This is a genomic window from Qipengyuania sp. ABI-127-1 (genome assembly GCA_022953095.1).
In the GTDB taxonomy this organism is placed as follows: Bacteria; Pseudomonadota; Alphaproteobacteria; order Sphingomonadales; family Sphingomonadaceae; genus Qipengyuania.
Genome location: JALJCR010000003.1, coordinates 56608 through 71232 on the forward strand (window position 1 = coordinate 56608; position 14625 = coordinate 71232).

The window sequence follows — 14625 nt, forward strand, 5'->3', positions numbered from 1 at the left end:
TGGAACCGGCGATAGCGTAAGAGCGGACAAACAGTCAGGGAAACCACCTTCATGTCCGCCCTCAGCCGTCGATCGTTTTTGTCGTCCAGTACAGGTGCCGTCGCCGCCACCGGCCTGCTTACTGCCATGCCCGCCTGGGCGCGTGGGGCGGTATCGGGCACCGTTGCGCGCAAGGGCAGCGACGTCCTGTCGGGCGAGCATCTGACCATGTCGGTGGCGGACACCCTGTTCACCACCGGATCGCGCAGAGGCCCGGGGGTTGCGGTCAACGGCACCATTCCAGGCCCGCTTGTCCGCCTGAAGGAGGGGCAGAACCTCGTTGTCGACCTGGTCAACAACAGTGCGCACGGCACGTCGATCCATTGGCACGGCCTGCTCGTCCCTTTCCTGATGGATGGAGTGCCCGGCGTCAGCATGGCGGCTGTCGAGCCGGGAGAGACCTATCGCTATGAATTCCCGATCCGTCAGTCGGGCACCTATTGGTGGCACGCCCATACGCTTCAGGAGCCGCTCGGCCATTACGGGCCACTGATCATCGACCCGATCGAGCCGGAGCCCCACCAATACGACCGTGATTATGTCGTCATGCTTTCCGACTGGAGCGAGATGAGCCCGCACGAGATCATGAAGAAGCTGAAAGTCGCGGACGGGTATTTCAATTACAACCAGACGACTTGGACCGACGATTACGACATGTCCGGTGAAGATCGGAGAATGTGGGCGCGCATGCGGATGATGCCGACGGATATCTCTGACGTCAGCGGTGCGACCTACACATTTCTCGTCAACGGGCATGGCCCTGAAGACGGGCTGGAGTATCTCTTCCGGCCCGGCGAGCGGGTGCGGCTGCGTTTCATCAATGGTTCCGCCATGACCTATTTCAACGTCCGCATACCGGGCACGGCGATGACGGTGATCCAGGCCGACGGGCAGAACGTTCAGCCGGTCGAAACCGATGAATTCCAGATCGGCGTTGCCGAAACCTATGACGTGATCGTCGAGCCGACGGCGCTCGCCCATGCGATCGTGGCCGAATCGACAGACCGGTCGGGCATGGGGGTGGCGATGCTGACCAGCCGTCCCGGTGCGAAGGCCCCAATTCCGGCGCTGCGCAAGCCGCCACTACTGACCATGGCCGATATGGGCATGGGTGGCATGGATCATTCTGCCCATGGCGGCGGGGATTCGATGGGCGGCGAAATGTCCGGCGGGGCCGCGATGGCAGGGGGAGCCATGAAAATGCGTGATACATCGCGCCTGCCCGAAACCGTCAAGGTCGGCCCCGGTCTCGACATGGTTGCGGCAAATCCCGTCGACAGGATGGATTACCCCGGGCTTGGCCTTGAGGATGTCGGTCATCGTGTGCTCGACTACAGCCAACTTGTCTCTCACAAACCACATGCGGAAGTGCGCCAGCCGACCCGGCTGAAGACCCTACACCTTACCGGGAACATGCACCGCTATATGTGGTCCTTCGATGGCGAGAAATTCAGTGCCGTCACCGAACCGATCCGCTTCGCCTATAACGAGCGGGTTCGGGTGAAGCTGGTCAACGATACCATGATGGCGCACCCCATCCACCTGCACGGCCATTTCTTCGAACTGGTCAATGGGACCGCCCCGGACCGCCAGCCGAAAAAGCACACGCTGACGGTCCAGCCGGGCAGCAGTGCACAGTTCGATCTCACTGCCGATGAACGCGGTGACTGGGCGTTCCACTGCCACCTGTTCTACCACATGCATAATGGGATGTTCCAGGTGGTGACAGTGCGCCCGCTGGCCGGTGGAGGCGCAAAATGATCCGCGCTTTCTTCCTTCTCGGCACTGCGCTGGCGGTTGGTACTCCGGCCATGGCGCAAGAGCAGCCGCACGCAGCACATACGATGCCCGCCCCGCAGTCCCCGCAAGAGCAGCCGGCGCATGACATGTCATCCATGGATGCCGAGGAGACGGCTTCGCATGACGCCGACAAAGACTCGGCGCAGTCTGGCGAGATGTCGGCGATGGATCATGCCGCCATGGGCCATGGCAGCCCGGCGATGGATGCGATGATTCCAGAAACGGCCCCTCCTCCCCAAGCATTCGAGAATCCGGGTTTCGCTGCCGATGCCTTTGTGGGCGCCGATGTGATGGCCGCCTCGCGTGCCGAAGTGATCGGCGAAATTCGCGGGCCGAAGGTGTTCTGGGTTCAGGGTGATCGGCTCGAATATCGCGCGCGGCAGGGCGAAGACGGTTATCTCTTCGATCTCCAGGGCTATTACGGCGGAGATCTGAACAAATTCTGGTTCAAGGCGGAAGGCGAGGGCGCCTTCGGCGAGGAGATCGAAAGCGCCGAGGTGCAGGCGCTCTATAGCCGCGCAATTGCCCCGTTCTTCGATGTCCAGCTGGGTGCGAAACAGGACCTCACCGGTCCGGAGCGTACGCATCTCGCGGTCGGCATACAGGGGCTAGTTCCCTACGAATTCGAGGTGGACGCGGCGGCTTTCGTGTCGACCAAGGGCGACCTGACCGCCCGTATCGAGGGCGAACTCGATCAGAGGATCACTCAAAGATTGATTTTGCAGCCGCGTGCCGAATTCTCGCTTGCCGCTCAGGACATCCCCGAGCTCGGCGTGGGGGCGGGTTTCGACAGCGTAGAGCTGGGCGTGCGCCTCCGCTATGAATTCGCGCGCGAATTCGCGCCCTATGTCGGCGTCGACCAGGAATGGAAGCTGGGCGACAGTGCCGATTTCGCCCGCCTTGCAGGCGAGGACCCCAGCGTCACCAACTACGTTGTCGGCATCCGTTTCTGGTTCTGAGGAGAAGAATAGTATGCGAATTCTCACCATGCTAATGATGGCGCAGGCCACAGCCGCCACGCCCGCGCTGGCGCAGGACCATTCCGGTCATGCCGCGCATACCCCGCGGCAGGCGGAAGTGGCTGCCGTCGGTCAAGCCACCCCCGAAGAGGCCCTTACCTCCTTTCGCTCGGCGCTTGAAAGGCTGGATGGCGCGGCAATGACGCGGCTCTTTGCCGACGATGCGGTCATCGTGGAAAATGGCAAGGCTGAAGGAACGTTCGCCGAGTATTTTGAACACCATCTCGGCCCGGAACTGAAAGCTATAAAGAGTTTCCGCTTCATCGATCCCACGATCGATATCGTCCGCCAGGGCGAGCACATGGCAATGGGTATGGAAAACTATCGTTACCGGATCGAACTGGTAGACGGTCGTGTGATCGAACGCCGCGGCAGCGCGACCTCTGTCCTTATGCACGATGCGGTGGGATGGAAGATCCTGCGCTATCACAGCAGTTCGCGTCCCGTTTCTTGATCCGGTCGTAATGCCAGGCATATAACTGCCGCCTGCCAAGGTTGTTTCCATCCTGCTAGCGCCTTGTCGGCGCCAGCCCCCCGGACATTCTAGGCTGCGGCTTCCGGAGGTTAATAACCGCAATACGTCGTCAATCGCTGGACCTTTCTGAAGACCGTGATGGGAACCGGTTTCGAAACGACAGGTTTTTGATTCATGAGAACCAAGCTCGTCGCGGCCAGCGCCGCATCCGCCCTTTTTGCGACCTTTTTGGCAGCCTGTGGTTCAGCTGAAAACGAATCTCCGGACAGCGGGGGCGCGGCAGCCCAACAAGCCCAGGAAACGACCGGCATTTCGGAGGATAGCCCCGAACTTGCCCCCGACTCGGTCGAGACTAATCCTACGGGCGATCCCGAAGCGCCCGATATCGCCGCAGAGAACTGCATCGACGAGCTAGCGAGGACCGCGAATCAACCGAAATCGAATATTTCGGTTCAACGCGTGGAGGTCGACCAAACCGGTCCAACCCACTTCCTGACCGTGGAAGGGGCCGCCGCACCATGGGCATGCAAGACGCTCCCGAATGCGAGTGTGACCGATCTCTATTACACTCAGGAAGGCTAGAAAACGCCTCCTTCACAAGGTCTGTCGGTCGGGAAGCCCTTTCGGGCTCAGGATAGGCCGGTTACGAACCTCAGCGCGATGTTCGAATTCCCAACCGCAGCCTCCGCGGCGACTGATCCGCCTCGCGCCTATGCCGGTTTGCCTATCTAGCGGGGGCTCGGGGGCGCGACTTGCACGGGAACGGCCAAGCCCGATGCACAGTGCCGACGGCAGTCAGCTCGGCTACTTTGTTAAACATTTGGTCGTCCAGAAACGTAGGTTTGTCGATTCACCGGCAGGCGAATGCCGAAAACGGTTGCGCCACGCTGCTGTCCGTCTATGGGGAAGGATATGTTGTATCGTACACAAGCTCCCCGCCGCCTCCTCTCCTCCACACTAGCACTTGCAACCGTGCTTGCCGCCGCTCCGATAGCCGCGCAGGAAAGCGAGGATCCAACACCTTCGGAAGCCGATGAACCGCTTTCCGAAGACCTGCACGATCGCCGGATAGATTATCAGGGCCAGATCATCGTCAGCGCGCAGGGCCTGCGCCAATTCGATCTGCTGGCAGGTACCAGCGTGGTCGAAGCGGCCGATCTCCAGCGTAATATGGACGGACAACTCGGTGAAGTTCTCGCCAATTTGCCAGGTGTGTCAGCCTCGGGCTTCGCGCCGGGGGCGTCACGCCCGATCTTGCGCGGGTTCGCCGGTGAGCGCGTCAAGGTTCTGGTCGACGGGATCGGGGCGATCGACGCTTCGAATACGTCGGACGATCACGCCGTGTCGATCGATCCGCTGACCGCCGAAAGCATCGAGGTGCTGCGCGGCCCTGCGGTGCTGCTGTTCGGCAGCCAGGCGATCGGCGGCGCGGTCAACGTGATCGACAAACGCATTCCGCGTCGTATTCCCGACGAGCCCATTCATGTCGATCTCCTGGCGCGCGGCGATACCGCCAGCGATCTGCGCGAATTCGGGGGTTCGGTCGATGTGCCCTTCGGCAAGAGCGGCTTCGTGGCGCATATCGACGGGTCATGGCGCAAGACCAATGATCTCGAGATCGCCGGCTATCAGGTGGCGCCGGTCTTGCGTGCCGAGCTGCTCGAAGATGCGGCCGAGGAGCAGGAAGAAGGCGAGCTGGAAGAAGCTGAGGAGCTGCGTGAGGCCGCCGAGCAGCGCGGCGTTCTGCCCAATAGCGCGACAGAGACCTGGACGGCCAATGCCGGCATTGCTTTCTTCCGCGCCGACAGCAGCCTTGGCGTTTCCTTCGGCGTCTATGACACGGACTATGGCATTCCTGGTCGTCCCGGTGCGGGGCATCATCACGGCGAGGAAGAAGAGGGCCATGACGAGGAAGATCATGACGAGGAAGATCATGGCGACGAGGAGCATGGCGAGGAATTGGTCAGCATTGGCCTGCGTCAATATCGTGCGGATTTGCGCGGCGACGTCTTCCTGGGCGAGGGTTTCTTTGAGCGGTTGAGGCTGCGCGCGGGCTATTCCGACTATACCCATACCGAGTTCGAGGGCGACGAGGTTGGCACCGTATTCGATGTCGAAGGTATCGAAGGGCGGCTCGAACTGGTCCAGAACCAGCAGGGACGCTGGCGCGGTTCGATGGGTGCGCAATATTACTTCCGCGATTTCGAAGCGGTCGGTGCGGAAGCCTTCGTGGCGCCGAACCGGACCGAGCAGCTCGCGTTCTTCGCGTTGCAGGAGTATGGCAACGGGCCTGTCCAGGTGGAAGGCTCCGTCCGCTTCGAATCGACCGACGTCGATTCGACCCAGCTCGGCATCGAGCGCAGCTTCGATACCTTCTCCGGTGCACTGGGGCTGGCCTATGACGGGGCGCAGGCCTTCCGCGCGGGCGTGAACCTGTCGCGTGTGGCGCGGGCTCCCTCTGGCGAAGAGCTGTTTTCCGACGGTCCGCATATCGCCACGCAGGCTTTTGAGATCGGGGATCCGAATCTCGATACCGAACGTGCCTGGGGCGTGGAAATCTTCGCGCGTGGCCGTCTGGGGCGCGCAGAATTCAGCGTTGCGGCATACAAGAACTGGTTCGACGATTTCATCTATCTGAGCGCTACCGGCACGGAAGAAGACGAACTGCCCGTCTTCGCCTATCGCCAGCAGGATGCCACCTACACGGGCGTCGAAGGCGAGATCGATTACGAGTTCTACGATGACGGCAATATCGCATTCGGTACCGAACTGCGCGGCGAGTATGTCCGCGCCAAGCTGTCCGACGGCAATTCGGTTCCGCGTATTCCGCCTTTGAGCCTGTCCGGCGCGCTGACCGCGTCAACGGGCGATTTCGACCTGCGCGGCGAGGTGGAGTGGTTCGACGATCAGCGAAAGGTCGCGCCGTTCGAGATCGCGACCGAGGGCTTCACCCATGTGAATGCCGCGATCACATGGCGGCCGCTGCGCGACAACCCGAACGTCAGCTTCATCGTGAAGGCCGACAACATCTTCGACGTGACGGGCCGCCGCCACACCAGCTTCACGAAGGATTTCGTGCCGCTGGCGGGCCGCAACATCAGTGCGAGCGTGCGCGCCAGCTTCTAGTCGCTGCTGGCCGCAGTAGCGCCTTCGGCCTTGCCTTCGGCATGCGCGGCGCGGACTTCGGCGTCGAGCCGCTTCGCGCGCTCGTCGACCACGTCGATCCGCCCGCGCACCTGGCCATAGGCGAAGACCATCAGCAGGCCGCCGATGATGGCCAGATTCTTCAGCGCCATCGCGGCCTGGACCTGATCGGTGACTTTTTCGTGGAAGAACAGCGTGGCGAGCGCCGTGAAGACGATCAACGCAAGGCTGGCGATCCGCGTCATGAAGCCGCTGGCAAGCACCAGCCCCGCTGCGATCTCGAAAATGCCCACAGCGAGCGCAAGGCTGCCTGGAAAGGGTGATTCCGCTTCCATATAGGCTGCGGTCCCGGCGGTATCCATGACCTTGCCGAACCCGGCGAAGACGAACAGTGCGCCGAGCAGGATACGCCCGATTATCGCGGTAATGACTGCCATTGCTTCTCTCCCCGTATAATGTTCTGTCAAACCCGCTGCGGCCTGGTGGTTCCTACTCCTCTACCGCGAAGGTCAGCTCCGCATGGTCCCGCAACCGCTCGACCAGCGCTTCGCCGAGAAACGAACCGGGCGTGCCGACCCCGCCTTCAGCGTCGCTGTCGAGCAGCGCCATGCCGGTTTCGGCCAGCATCCGGCTGGTCGAACCGTAACCCGGATCGTATTTGCCCTTTACCCCGTAATGAAGCCGTTTGCCGTCGGGCCATTCGCCGACGAACAGGACATCGTAGAAGCCGTTCTCGCGCTCTTCCTTGCTCGGCCCCTCGCCCGGTTTGGGCGGCTTGGCGCCGAAGGGGTTCTTGAGCATTTCCACCACGGCATTGGCCGCCGCCTTACCCGCTTCGCCCGGACTGGTGAGCATCATTTCGTCATAGCGGAAATTCTCGCCATAGGGATGCCCGCGAAGGAAATTGGTGCGGTGGACGTTTTTTGTGTTGATCGTCGCCATGATGAAGGGCGCGGCCCATTTGTCGAGCTCCGCCTCGTGGCGCGGGATCAGACCGCTGGGCTGGTCGGGGCCCTCGAAGCCTGGCGTCAGGCCGAAGGGATCGTTGAGCACCTTGATGATGCCCGGGTTCTTCGCTGCCGCTTTCATCGTGGCGGTCAGGCTGGCTGCGGTGCCGCCTGAAAAGGTCCCCTGCATGGCGCGCACGCGGCCCTTGACCCGCGGCGCGGGCGAACCATGGCGTGCGACCGCTTCTTTCTGCAGCATCAGGACGCCGAGATCGAAAGGAATCGAATCGAAGCCGCTCGAGAACGTGATCCGCGCACCCGATGTCTTCGCCGCATCGTGGTGCAGGTCGATCTGTTCGCGCATCCAGGCGGGTTCGCCGCACAAATCGGCATAGTCGGTGCCGGTCTTCACGCAGGCCGCGACCAGCTTGTCGCCATAGAGCTGATAGGGGCCGACTGTGGTGAGAACCACTTTGGTTCGTCCGCACATGGCCTCGAGGCTCGCGGGATCGTCGGCATCGGCAATCACCAGCGGGGTCGATTTGGGCGCGCCGATCTCGTCGCGGACGGCTTCGAGTTTGTCCATGCTCCGCCCGGCCATTGCCCACTTAGGCCCGCCCTCAGACTTGCCGTATTCGCGTACGAAATGCTCGGCAACCAGGCGACCGGTATATCCGGTCGCGCCATAAACGATGATGTCGAATTCGCTGGTGGCCATGGGTAGTCTCTCCTTCGCTCGTCTGAATGCGCGTGGGCGAAGCGAGAGTCAAAGCCGTTACGGCGTGCAAGGCATGAGGGGCCGTCTTCCGGTTCAACCAGATATCATGGGCAGGCCACACTTTCGAGCGAGGATTGCCTCGAGGCAGGCTGTGTAAGTGTCTAGAGCCTCGGCAGTGTGACCCCGCGCTGGCCCATATATTTCCCTGCGCGGTCCTTGTAGCTTGTCTCGCAGCGCTCATTGCCCTTGAGGAAGAGGAACTGGCACGCGCCTTCATTGGCGTAAATCTTGGCCGGGAGCGGCGTGGTATTCGAAAACTCCAGCGTCACATGGCCTTCCCAGCCCGGCTCCAATGGGGTGACGTTCACGATGATCCCGCAGCGCGCATAGGTGCTCTTGCCGAGGCAGATGACCAGTACGTCTTCGGGCACGCGGAAATACTCGACCGTGCGGGCAAGCGCGAAACTGTTCGGCGGGATCACGCAAATGTCGGTTTCGCGGTCGACGAAGCTGTTGCTGGCGAAATCCTTCGGGTCGACTACCGCGCTGTCGACATTGGTGAAGATCTTGAATTCGGGCGCCACGCGCGCGTCATAGCCATAGCTCGACAGCCCGTAGCTGATTACACCCTCGCGCCGCTGAGCCTCGACGAAAGGCTCGATCATGCCTTCGTTCTGTGCCTTGTCGCGGATCCACTTGTCGGAAAGAATCGCCATGAGAGACGCATTCCCGATTGGGCTGGCGGGGGCAAGCCGGAGGCGCGGAATATCCCCTCTTTGGCGCCGTCACGGCGGGTGGGGGAGCGTATCGAGGCGCTCCCACCTCCGCTCAGCCTGAGCGGAGGTGGCTCCGGTCAACTCGCCAGCAGCGTCGCGTTCCCCCCGGCCGCAGTCGTGTCGATGCATACCACGCGTTCGGTAGCGAAGCGCTGGACGTAGTGCGGGCCGCCCGCCTTGGGGCCGGTGCCCGACAGGCCCTCGCCGCCGAAGGGCTGGCTTTCGACCACCGCGCCGATCTGATTGCGGTTGACGTAGAAATTGCCGACCTTGGCGCGCGCCTCGACGAAGGCGCGGACATCGTCATTGCGGCTGTGTAGGCCCAGCGTCAGCCCGTATCCCGTGGCATTGATATCGGCGATCACCTGCTCGAGGTCGCTGGCCTTCCAGCGCACGACGTGAAGCACGGGGCCGAAGTTCTCGCGCTTCAGATCGAGGATCGAATCCATCTCGATGATCGTCGGCGCGACAAAGCAACCGGCACCGGCTCCGCGATGGAGCTTGCGGCGCCATACCGGGCGGCCGTTTTTCTTGCGGCGCGCGACATGGCGTTCGAGCGCGGCCTTGGCGTCGGGATCGATCACCGGGCCGACGTCGGTCGCCAGATGTTCGGGATTGCCGATGGTCAGCGCCTCGAACCCGCCGCGGATCATGCGCAGCATCTCGTCATAGACGTCGTCCTGAATGTAGAGGACGCGCAGCGCCGAACAGCGCTGGCCCGCGCTCTGGAAAGCGGAGGCGATGACATCGCGCGTGACCTGTTCTGGCAGCGCCGTCGAATCGACGATCATCGCATTCTGCCCGCCGGTTTCGGCGATCAACGTGGCGATGGGGCCATCGCGCGATGCCAGACTGCGGTTGATTGCCTGTGCCGTCTGCGTCGAGCCGGTGAAGGCGACGCCCGCAATGCGTGGGTCAGAGGTAATGAACTCGCCCACATCGCCGGCGCCCGGAAGGAGCTGGAAAGCTTCTTCGGGAATGCCCGCCTCGTGGCACAGGCGTACCGCCAGCGCCGCGATCAGCGGGGTTTGTTCGGCGGGCTTGGCGACAACCGTATTGCCCGCGGCGAGCGCGGCCGCCGGCGTGCCGATGAAAATTGCCAGCGGAAAGTTCCACGGACTGATGCAGGCGAAGACCCCGCGCCCGTGCAGGCTGAGGCGGTTTTCCTCACCCGTCGGGCCGGGCAGCGGCATCGGGCGGGTGAACAGGCGGCGCGCCTCATTGGCGTAGAAGCGCAGGAAATCGACCGCCTCGCGCAGTTCGAGCACCGCATCCATCAGCGTCTTGCCCGCTTCGCGCTGGCACAGGCTGAGGAACTCGTCGGTATGCTCTTCGAACAGGTCTGCCGCCGCTTCGAGCAGCAGCGCGCGCTTCTCGCCCCCCAGCCGGTCCCAGCCCGGCTGGATGGCCTCGGCCCGCGTGATCGCTTCCTCGACCTCGAAATCGAGCGTGTCGCGGCGGGTGCCGACTTCGGCCGTCAGGTCGTGCGGCTTGTTGATCGGCGCGATTTCGGCCTCGGCGCCCGACTTGAAGGTCGGCTCTGCCGTCCAGTGACGGCTTTCGAGCGCGGCGAGGCGTTCCTGCAGCGGTTCGAGCACTAGCGGGTCGGACAGGTCGACACCGGCCGAGTTGCGTCGGTCGGGGAAGATATCCGCGGGTAGCGGAATGGCCGGGTTGCGATAGGGTTCGAGCGTGGCGAGTTCCGCTACCGGATCGGTCGCCAGCTCGGCTGCGGGCACTTCGGCATCGGCCATGCGGTTGACAAAGGAGCTGTTGGCGCCGTTCTCGAGCAATCGACGCACGAGATAGGCGAGCAGATCCTTGTGTGTGCCGGTGGGCGCATAGATGCGTACATTGGTACGGGCATTGCCTTCCATCTGCGCCAGCGCGCCGTAAATGTCCTCGCCCATTCCGTGCAGCCGCTGGAATTCCAGCGGTTTGGAGCCGGCCAGCGCCTTGATCGCACCGATTGTATAGGCGTTATGCGTGGCGAAGGCGGGGTAAATCGCATCGTCCGCCGCGAGCATCTTCTCCGCGCAGGCGAGATAGCTGACATCGGTTGCAAGCTTGCGCGTGAAGACCGGAAAGTCGGTGAAGCCGCCGACATGGCTGAGCTTGATTTCGGTATCCCAGTAGGCGCCTTTCACCAGCCGCACGAAAAATCTGCGATCATATTTGCGCGCGAGCCGGGCGGTCCAGTCGACCATTGGAACGCCGCGTTTCTGATAGGCCTGGATGGCCAAGCCGAAGCCTTCCCAGCGGCCGCCATCGGGACGCGCGAACAGGGTATCGTCGCGTGCCAGCGCTTCGATCAAGTCCATCGAAAGCTCGAGCCGATCCGCCTCTTCGGCATCGATCGTGAAGTGAATATTCGCATCCCGCGCGGCGCTGGCGAGTTCGCGGACGATTGGCAGCAGATCGGCCACTGCCAGATCGGCGTGAAGAAAGGTGTATTTCGGATGCAACGCCGACAGTTTGACCGAGATACCGGGGGATGTGCGCATGTCACCGGTCGATTGCGTTGCCAGCCGCTCGATCGCCTTGTGATAATTCACCCTGTAGCGTTCGGCATCGTCAAAAGTCATCGCCGCTTCGCCGAGCATGTCGAAGCTGTGCGTCAGACCACGGGCGCGTTCGGGCTTGGCGCGTTTGAGCGACTCCTCGATCGTACGGCCATATACGAATTGCCCGCCCAGAATGCGCATGGCCTGCAAGGTGGCCTTACGGATGACCGGTTCGCCAAGCCGTGTGACTGCATTTTTGAGTGTCCGGCGCATGCTTTTATGGGCTTCTCTGGGGCGCTCGAGAACTTCCCCCGTCAACATCAGCGAAAATGTCGCCGCATTGACGAAAGTGGATGAGCTTTCGCCCATGTGCTCAGCCCAGTCGATATCGCCGATCTTGTCGCGGATCAGCGCATCCGCGGTGGCGGCATCGGGCACGCGCAGCAGCGCCTCGGCAAGACACATCAGCGCGACGCCTTCCTCTGTCGCGAGGCCGTATTGCTGCAGGAAAGCATCGATCCCGCTGGCTTTGCGCTTGCGCGCTTCTTCGATCAGGCCAACCGCGATGCGGGCCGCCTCTTCGTGTTTCGCGCTTGCGCCTGCTGCTTGCGCCAGGCGTTCGGCCACGCAGGCATTCTCCTCCGCGCGATAGGCTTCGCGGACGGCTTGGCGGGAAATTGCGGGCAGGCGAACAGGATCGTGCAGGGCCATACGACTCCGAATGACTAGAGGGTTATCTCGCGCCACTTGGACCCGCGACGTTTTGCTTTCAAGCTTTGTGAAAGGCCCTGGTTCCGTAACGTCGCGTCACGCCTGGGCGGCGAACCAGTCGGCGACCGCCTGTAGGGCTTCGGCGGGCAGATGCAGGCCGAGCTTGCTGCGCCGCCAGAGCACGTCTTCCGCCGTGCGCGCATATTCCTGATCGACGAGATAGCGCAACTCGGCTTCGAACAGTGTTCCGCCGAAATCCCGCCCCAGATCATCGAGCGATGTCGCCGCGCCGAGCACCCGGTCGATCCGTGTGCCATAGGCACGCGCGAGACGCAGCAGCATCTCCGGCGGTGCCCAGGAATAGCGTTCGCTCGCGCGCCAGAGGAAGGCCGCGAAATCGCCGTCGGGCATGTCTCCGCCGGGCAGGGGCGCATGCGCGGTCCACGGCTTGCCCGGCAGGGCGAGCACCTTGCCCAGCCTGTCGAGCGCATGTTCGGCAAGCTTGCGATAGGTCGTGATCTTGCCGCCATAGACCGACAGGATCGGTGCGCCGCCCTCTGCTTCCAGTTCGAAGACATAGTCGCGGGTCACGGTCGAATTGTTCGCGGCATTGTCTTCGTAGAGCGGGCGCACGCCGGCATAGGTCGAGGCGATCTCCTCCACGGTTATCGCACTGGCGAAATAGCGCGAGGCAGCATCGCACAGATACCGCGTTTCCTCATCCGAAATGCGCACCGCATCGAGGTCGCCTTCATACAGCAGATCGGTGGTGCCGATCAGCGTGAAATCGCGTTCGTAGGGAATCGCGAAGACGATGCGGCCATCGGGCTGCTGGAAAATATAGGCGTGCTCACCGGGGAATCGGCGCGAGACGATGATATGGCTGCCTTTGACCAATCGCAGATGGGCAGGGGTGCCCTGGCCCAGCGCGACTTTGGCCATGCGGTCGACGAAGGGGCCGGCGGCGTTGATGACCGCGCGGGCGGAAACCTTCCGTTCGCCCTCTTTGTCGCGCAGAGTGGCGGTCCAGCAATCGGCGGTGCGCTCCAGACCGGTGCATTCGGTGCGCACGAGCACATCGGCTCCTCGCTCTTCCGCGTCCCTGGCGGTCAAGACAACCAAACGGGCATCCTCGACCCAGCAGTCCGAATATTCGAACCCCGCCGTAAGCCGGTCCTGCAGCACGCCGCGATGCGGTGCGATGCGCAGGTCCACGCGCTTGCTACGCGGCAGGCTCATCTTCCCGCCGATGCGATCGTAGAGCGCAAGCCCGAGCCGCAGCATCCACTTCGGCCGCATCGTCGGTTCGTGCGGCATGACGAAGCGCAGCGGCCAGATGATGTGCGGCGCATTGCGGAGCAGCACCTCGCGCTCGCGCAGGCTTTCCGCGACCAGCCGGAATTCGTAATGTTCCAGATAGCGCAAGCCGCCATGCACAAGCTTGGTGCTGGCCGAGGAGGTGTGCGAAGCGAGGTCGTCCTTCTCGACCAGCAGCACCTTCATGCCGCGCCCGGCGGCATCGCGCGCTATCCCCGCGCCGTTTATGCCGCCACCGATGACTAGAAGGTCGTAAACCGCGCTCATCCCGACTTGAGCAGCCGCCCTGCCACCGCGTCGAGCTTGGCCAGCAGCGCCTTGTCACGCCTCTCTGGCGCCGTGATCACCGCGTCGCTCAGCGATTGGTCGATAGGAGAAGGCGTGCGCTTTTTTGGCAGGTTCTTGCAGAATGTCTCGATAACCTCGCGCGCCAGTTTCGAATTGCGCTGCATCTGCTCGACCACCTGCGCCAAATCGACGGCGTCGGTTCCCTCGCGCCAACAATCGTAATCGGTGACCATGGCGAGCAGGGCGTAAGGCAGTTCCGCCTCCCGCGCGAGCTTGGCTTCGGGCATGCCGGTCATGCCAATCAGCTCGGCGCCCCAATGGCGATACAGCCTGCTTTCGGCGCGAGTCGAGAATTGCGGCCCCTCCATCGCGAGATAGGTAGCGCCCTCGGCGCATTCGCCCCCCGCAATGGCCACCGATCTGACTGCATGTTTCGACAGGCGCTGGCAAACCGGATCGGCCATGGATACGTGCGCCACGAATCCGTCGCCGAAAAAGCTCGACGCACGGCCCCTGGTATTGTCGATGAACTGGTCGACGGCGACGAAGCGGCCGGGCGCCAGTTCTTCGGACAGGGATCCGACTGCGCTGATGGCAAGGATATCGGTGCAGCCCGCGCGCTTGAGCGCGTCGATATTGGCGCGCGCATTGATGGTGGAGGGGGCGATCCGGTGGCCGCGGCCGTGGCGCGGAAGGAAGCGTACCCTGACATGACCGATCCTGCCGCACAATATTTCATCGGAAGGCTCGCCCCAGGGCGATTGTACCGGAATCCACTGGGCCTCCTCGAGTGCGTCGATGGCATAGAGCCCCGATCCCCCGATGATGCCGATGGTCCACTCGCTCATGAAATCCCCTTGCCGGAAGCGCTTGTCCAGGAAATCACG

Annotated in this window: 11 protein-coding genes; 5 read left to right on the top strand and 6 right to left on the bottom strand. The window is 62.8% G+C overall.

The features are described 5' to 3' along the window. Positions 1–51 precede the first annotated feature (51 nt). The 5 genes from MUY37_RS12995 to MUY37_RS13015 all read left to right on the top strand — a co-directional run bounded on the left by MUY37_RS12995 (position 52) and on the right by MUY37_RS13015 (position 6459). The gene (locus MUY37_RS12995) at positions 52–1800 is read left to right on the top strand and encodes a copper resistance system multicopper oxidase (RefSeq protein ID WP_499195787.1); all 1749 of its coding nucleotides are present in this window, start codon (positions 52–54) and stop codon (positions 1798–1800) included. Continuing rightward, on the top strand, positions 1797–2798 hold the full coding sequence (locus MUY37_RS13000) for a copper resistance protein B (protein ID WP_499195788.1): 1002 nt from the start codon (positions 1797–1799) through the stop codon (positions 2796–2798). The genes MUY37_RS12995 and MUY37_RS13000 overlap by 4 nt, the downstream gene beginning before the upstream one ends. A gap of 34 nt (positions 2799–2832) precedes the next feature. After that, positions 2833–3312 (top strand): YybH family protein, encoded by a 480-nt coding sequence (locus tag MUY37_RS13005; RefSeq protein WP_499195789.1) that lies wholly within the window; start codon positions 2833–2835, stop codon positions 3310–3312. A gap of 195 nt (positions 3313–3507) precedes the next feature. Beyond that, complete coding sequence (locus tag MUY37_RS13010; protein WP_499195790.1) at positions 3508–3915, top strand: hypothetical protein; 408 nt, start codon at positions 3508–3510, stop codon at positions 3913–3915. A gap of 330 nt (positions 3916–4245) precedes the next feature. After that, the gene (locus MUY37_RS13015) at positions 4246–6459 is read left to right on the top strand and encodes a TonB-dependent receptor (protein ID WP_499195791.1); all 2214 of its coding nucleotides are present in this window, start codon (positions 4246–4248) and stop codon (positions 6457–6459) included. Here MUY37_RS13015 and MUY37_RS13020 read toward each other — a convergent pair. The 6 genes from MUY37_RS13020 to mtnP all read right to left on the bottom strand — a co-directional run bounded on the left by MUY37_RS13020 (position 6456) and on the right by mtnP (position 14586). Continuing rightward, positions 6456–6914 (bottom strand): DoxX family protein, encoded by a 459-nt coding sequence (locus MUY37_RS13020; RefSeq protein WP_499195792.1) that lies wholly within the window; start codon positions 6912–6914, stop codon positions 6456–6458. The two genes, MUY37_RS13015 and MUY37_RS13020, sit on opposite strands and share 4 nt — an antisense overlap. A gap of 52 nt (positions 6915–6966) precedes the next feature. Next, a complete protein-coding gene (locus MUY37_RS13025; protein WP_499195793.1) occupies positions 6967–8142 on the bottom strand; it encodes a saccharopine dehydrogenase family protein in 1176 nt (391 codons plus the stop codon). A 161-nt stretch (positions 8143–8303) separates the two neighbouring features. Further along, positions 8304–8858 (bottom strand): dCTP deaminase, encoded by a 555-nt coding sequence (gene dcd / locus MUY37_RS13030; RefSeq protein ID WP_103022209.1) that lies wholly within the window; start codon positions 8856–8858, stop codon positions 8304–8306. A gap of 137 nt (positions 8859–8995) precedes the next feature. Continuing rightward, a complete protein-coding gene (gene putA, locus MUY37_RS13035; protein WP_499195794.1) occupies positions 8996–12133 on the bottom strand; it encodes a bifunctional proline dehydrogenase/L-glutamate gamma-semialdehyde dehydrogenase PutA in 3138 nt (1045 codons plus the stop codon). Between the two features lie 96 nt (positions 12134–12229). Continuing rightward, positions 12230–13717, bottom strand: coding sequence for a glycerol-3-phosphate dehydrogenase (gene glpD / locus MUY37_RS13040; RefSeq protein ID WP_499195795.1), 1488 nt, complete (start codon positions 13715–13717; stop codon positions 12230–12232). Continuing rightward, positions 13714–14586 carry an S-methyl-5'-thioadenosine phosphorylase gene (gene mtnP, locus MUY37_RS13045; protein ID WP_499195796.1) on the bottom strand — a complete coding sequence of 291 codons (873 nt, stop codon included), beginning with the start codon at positions 14584–14586 and terminating at the stop codon, positions 13714–13716. Before mtnP ends, glpD begins: the two co-directional genes overlap by 4 nt. Positions 14587–14625 lie beyond the last annotated feature (39 nt).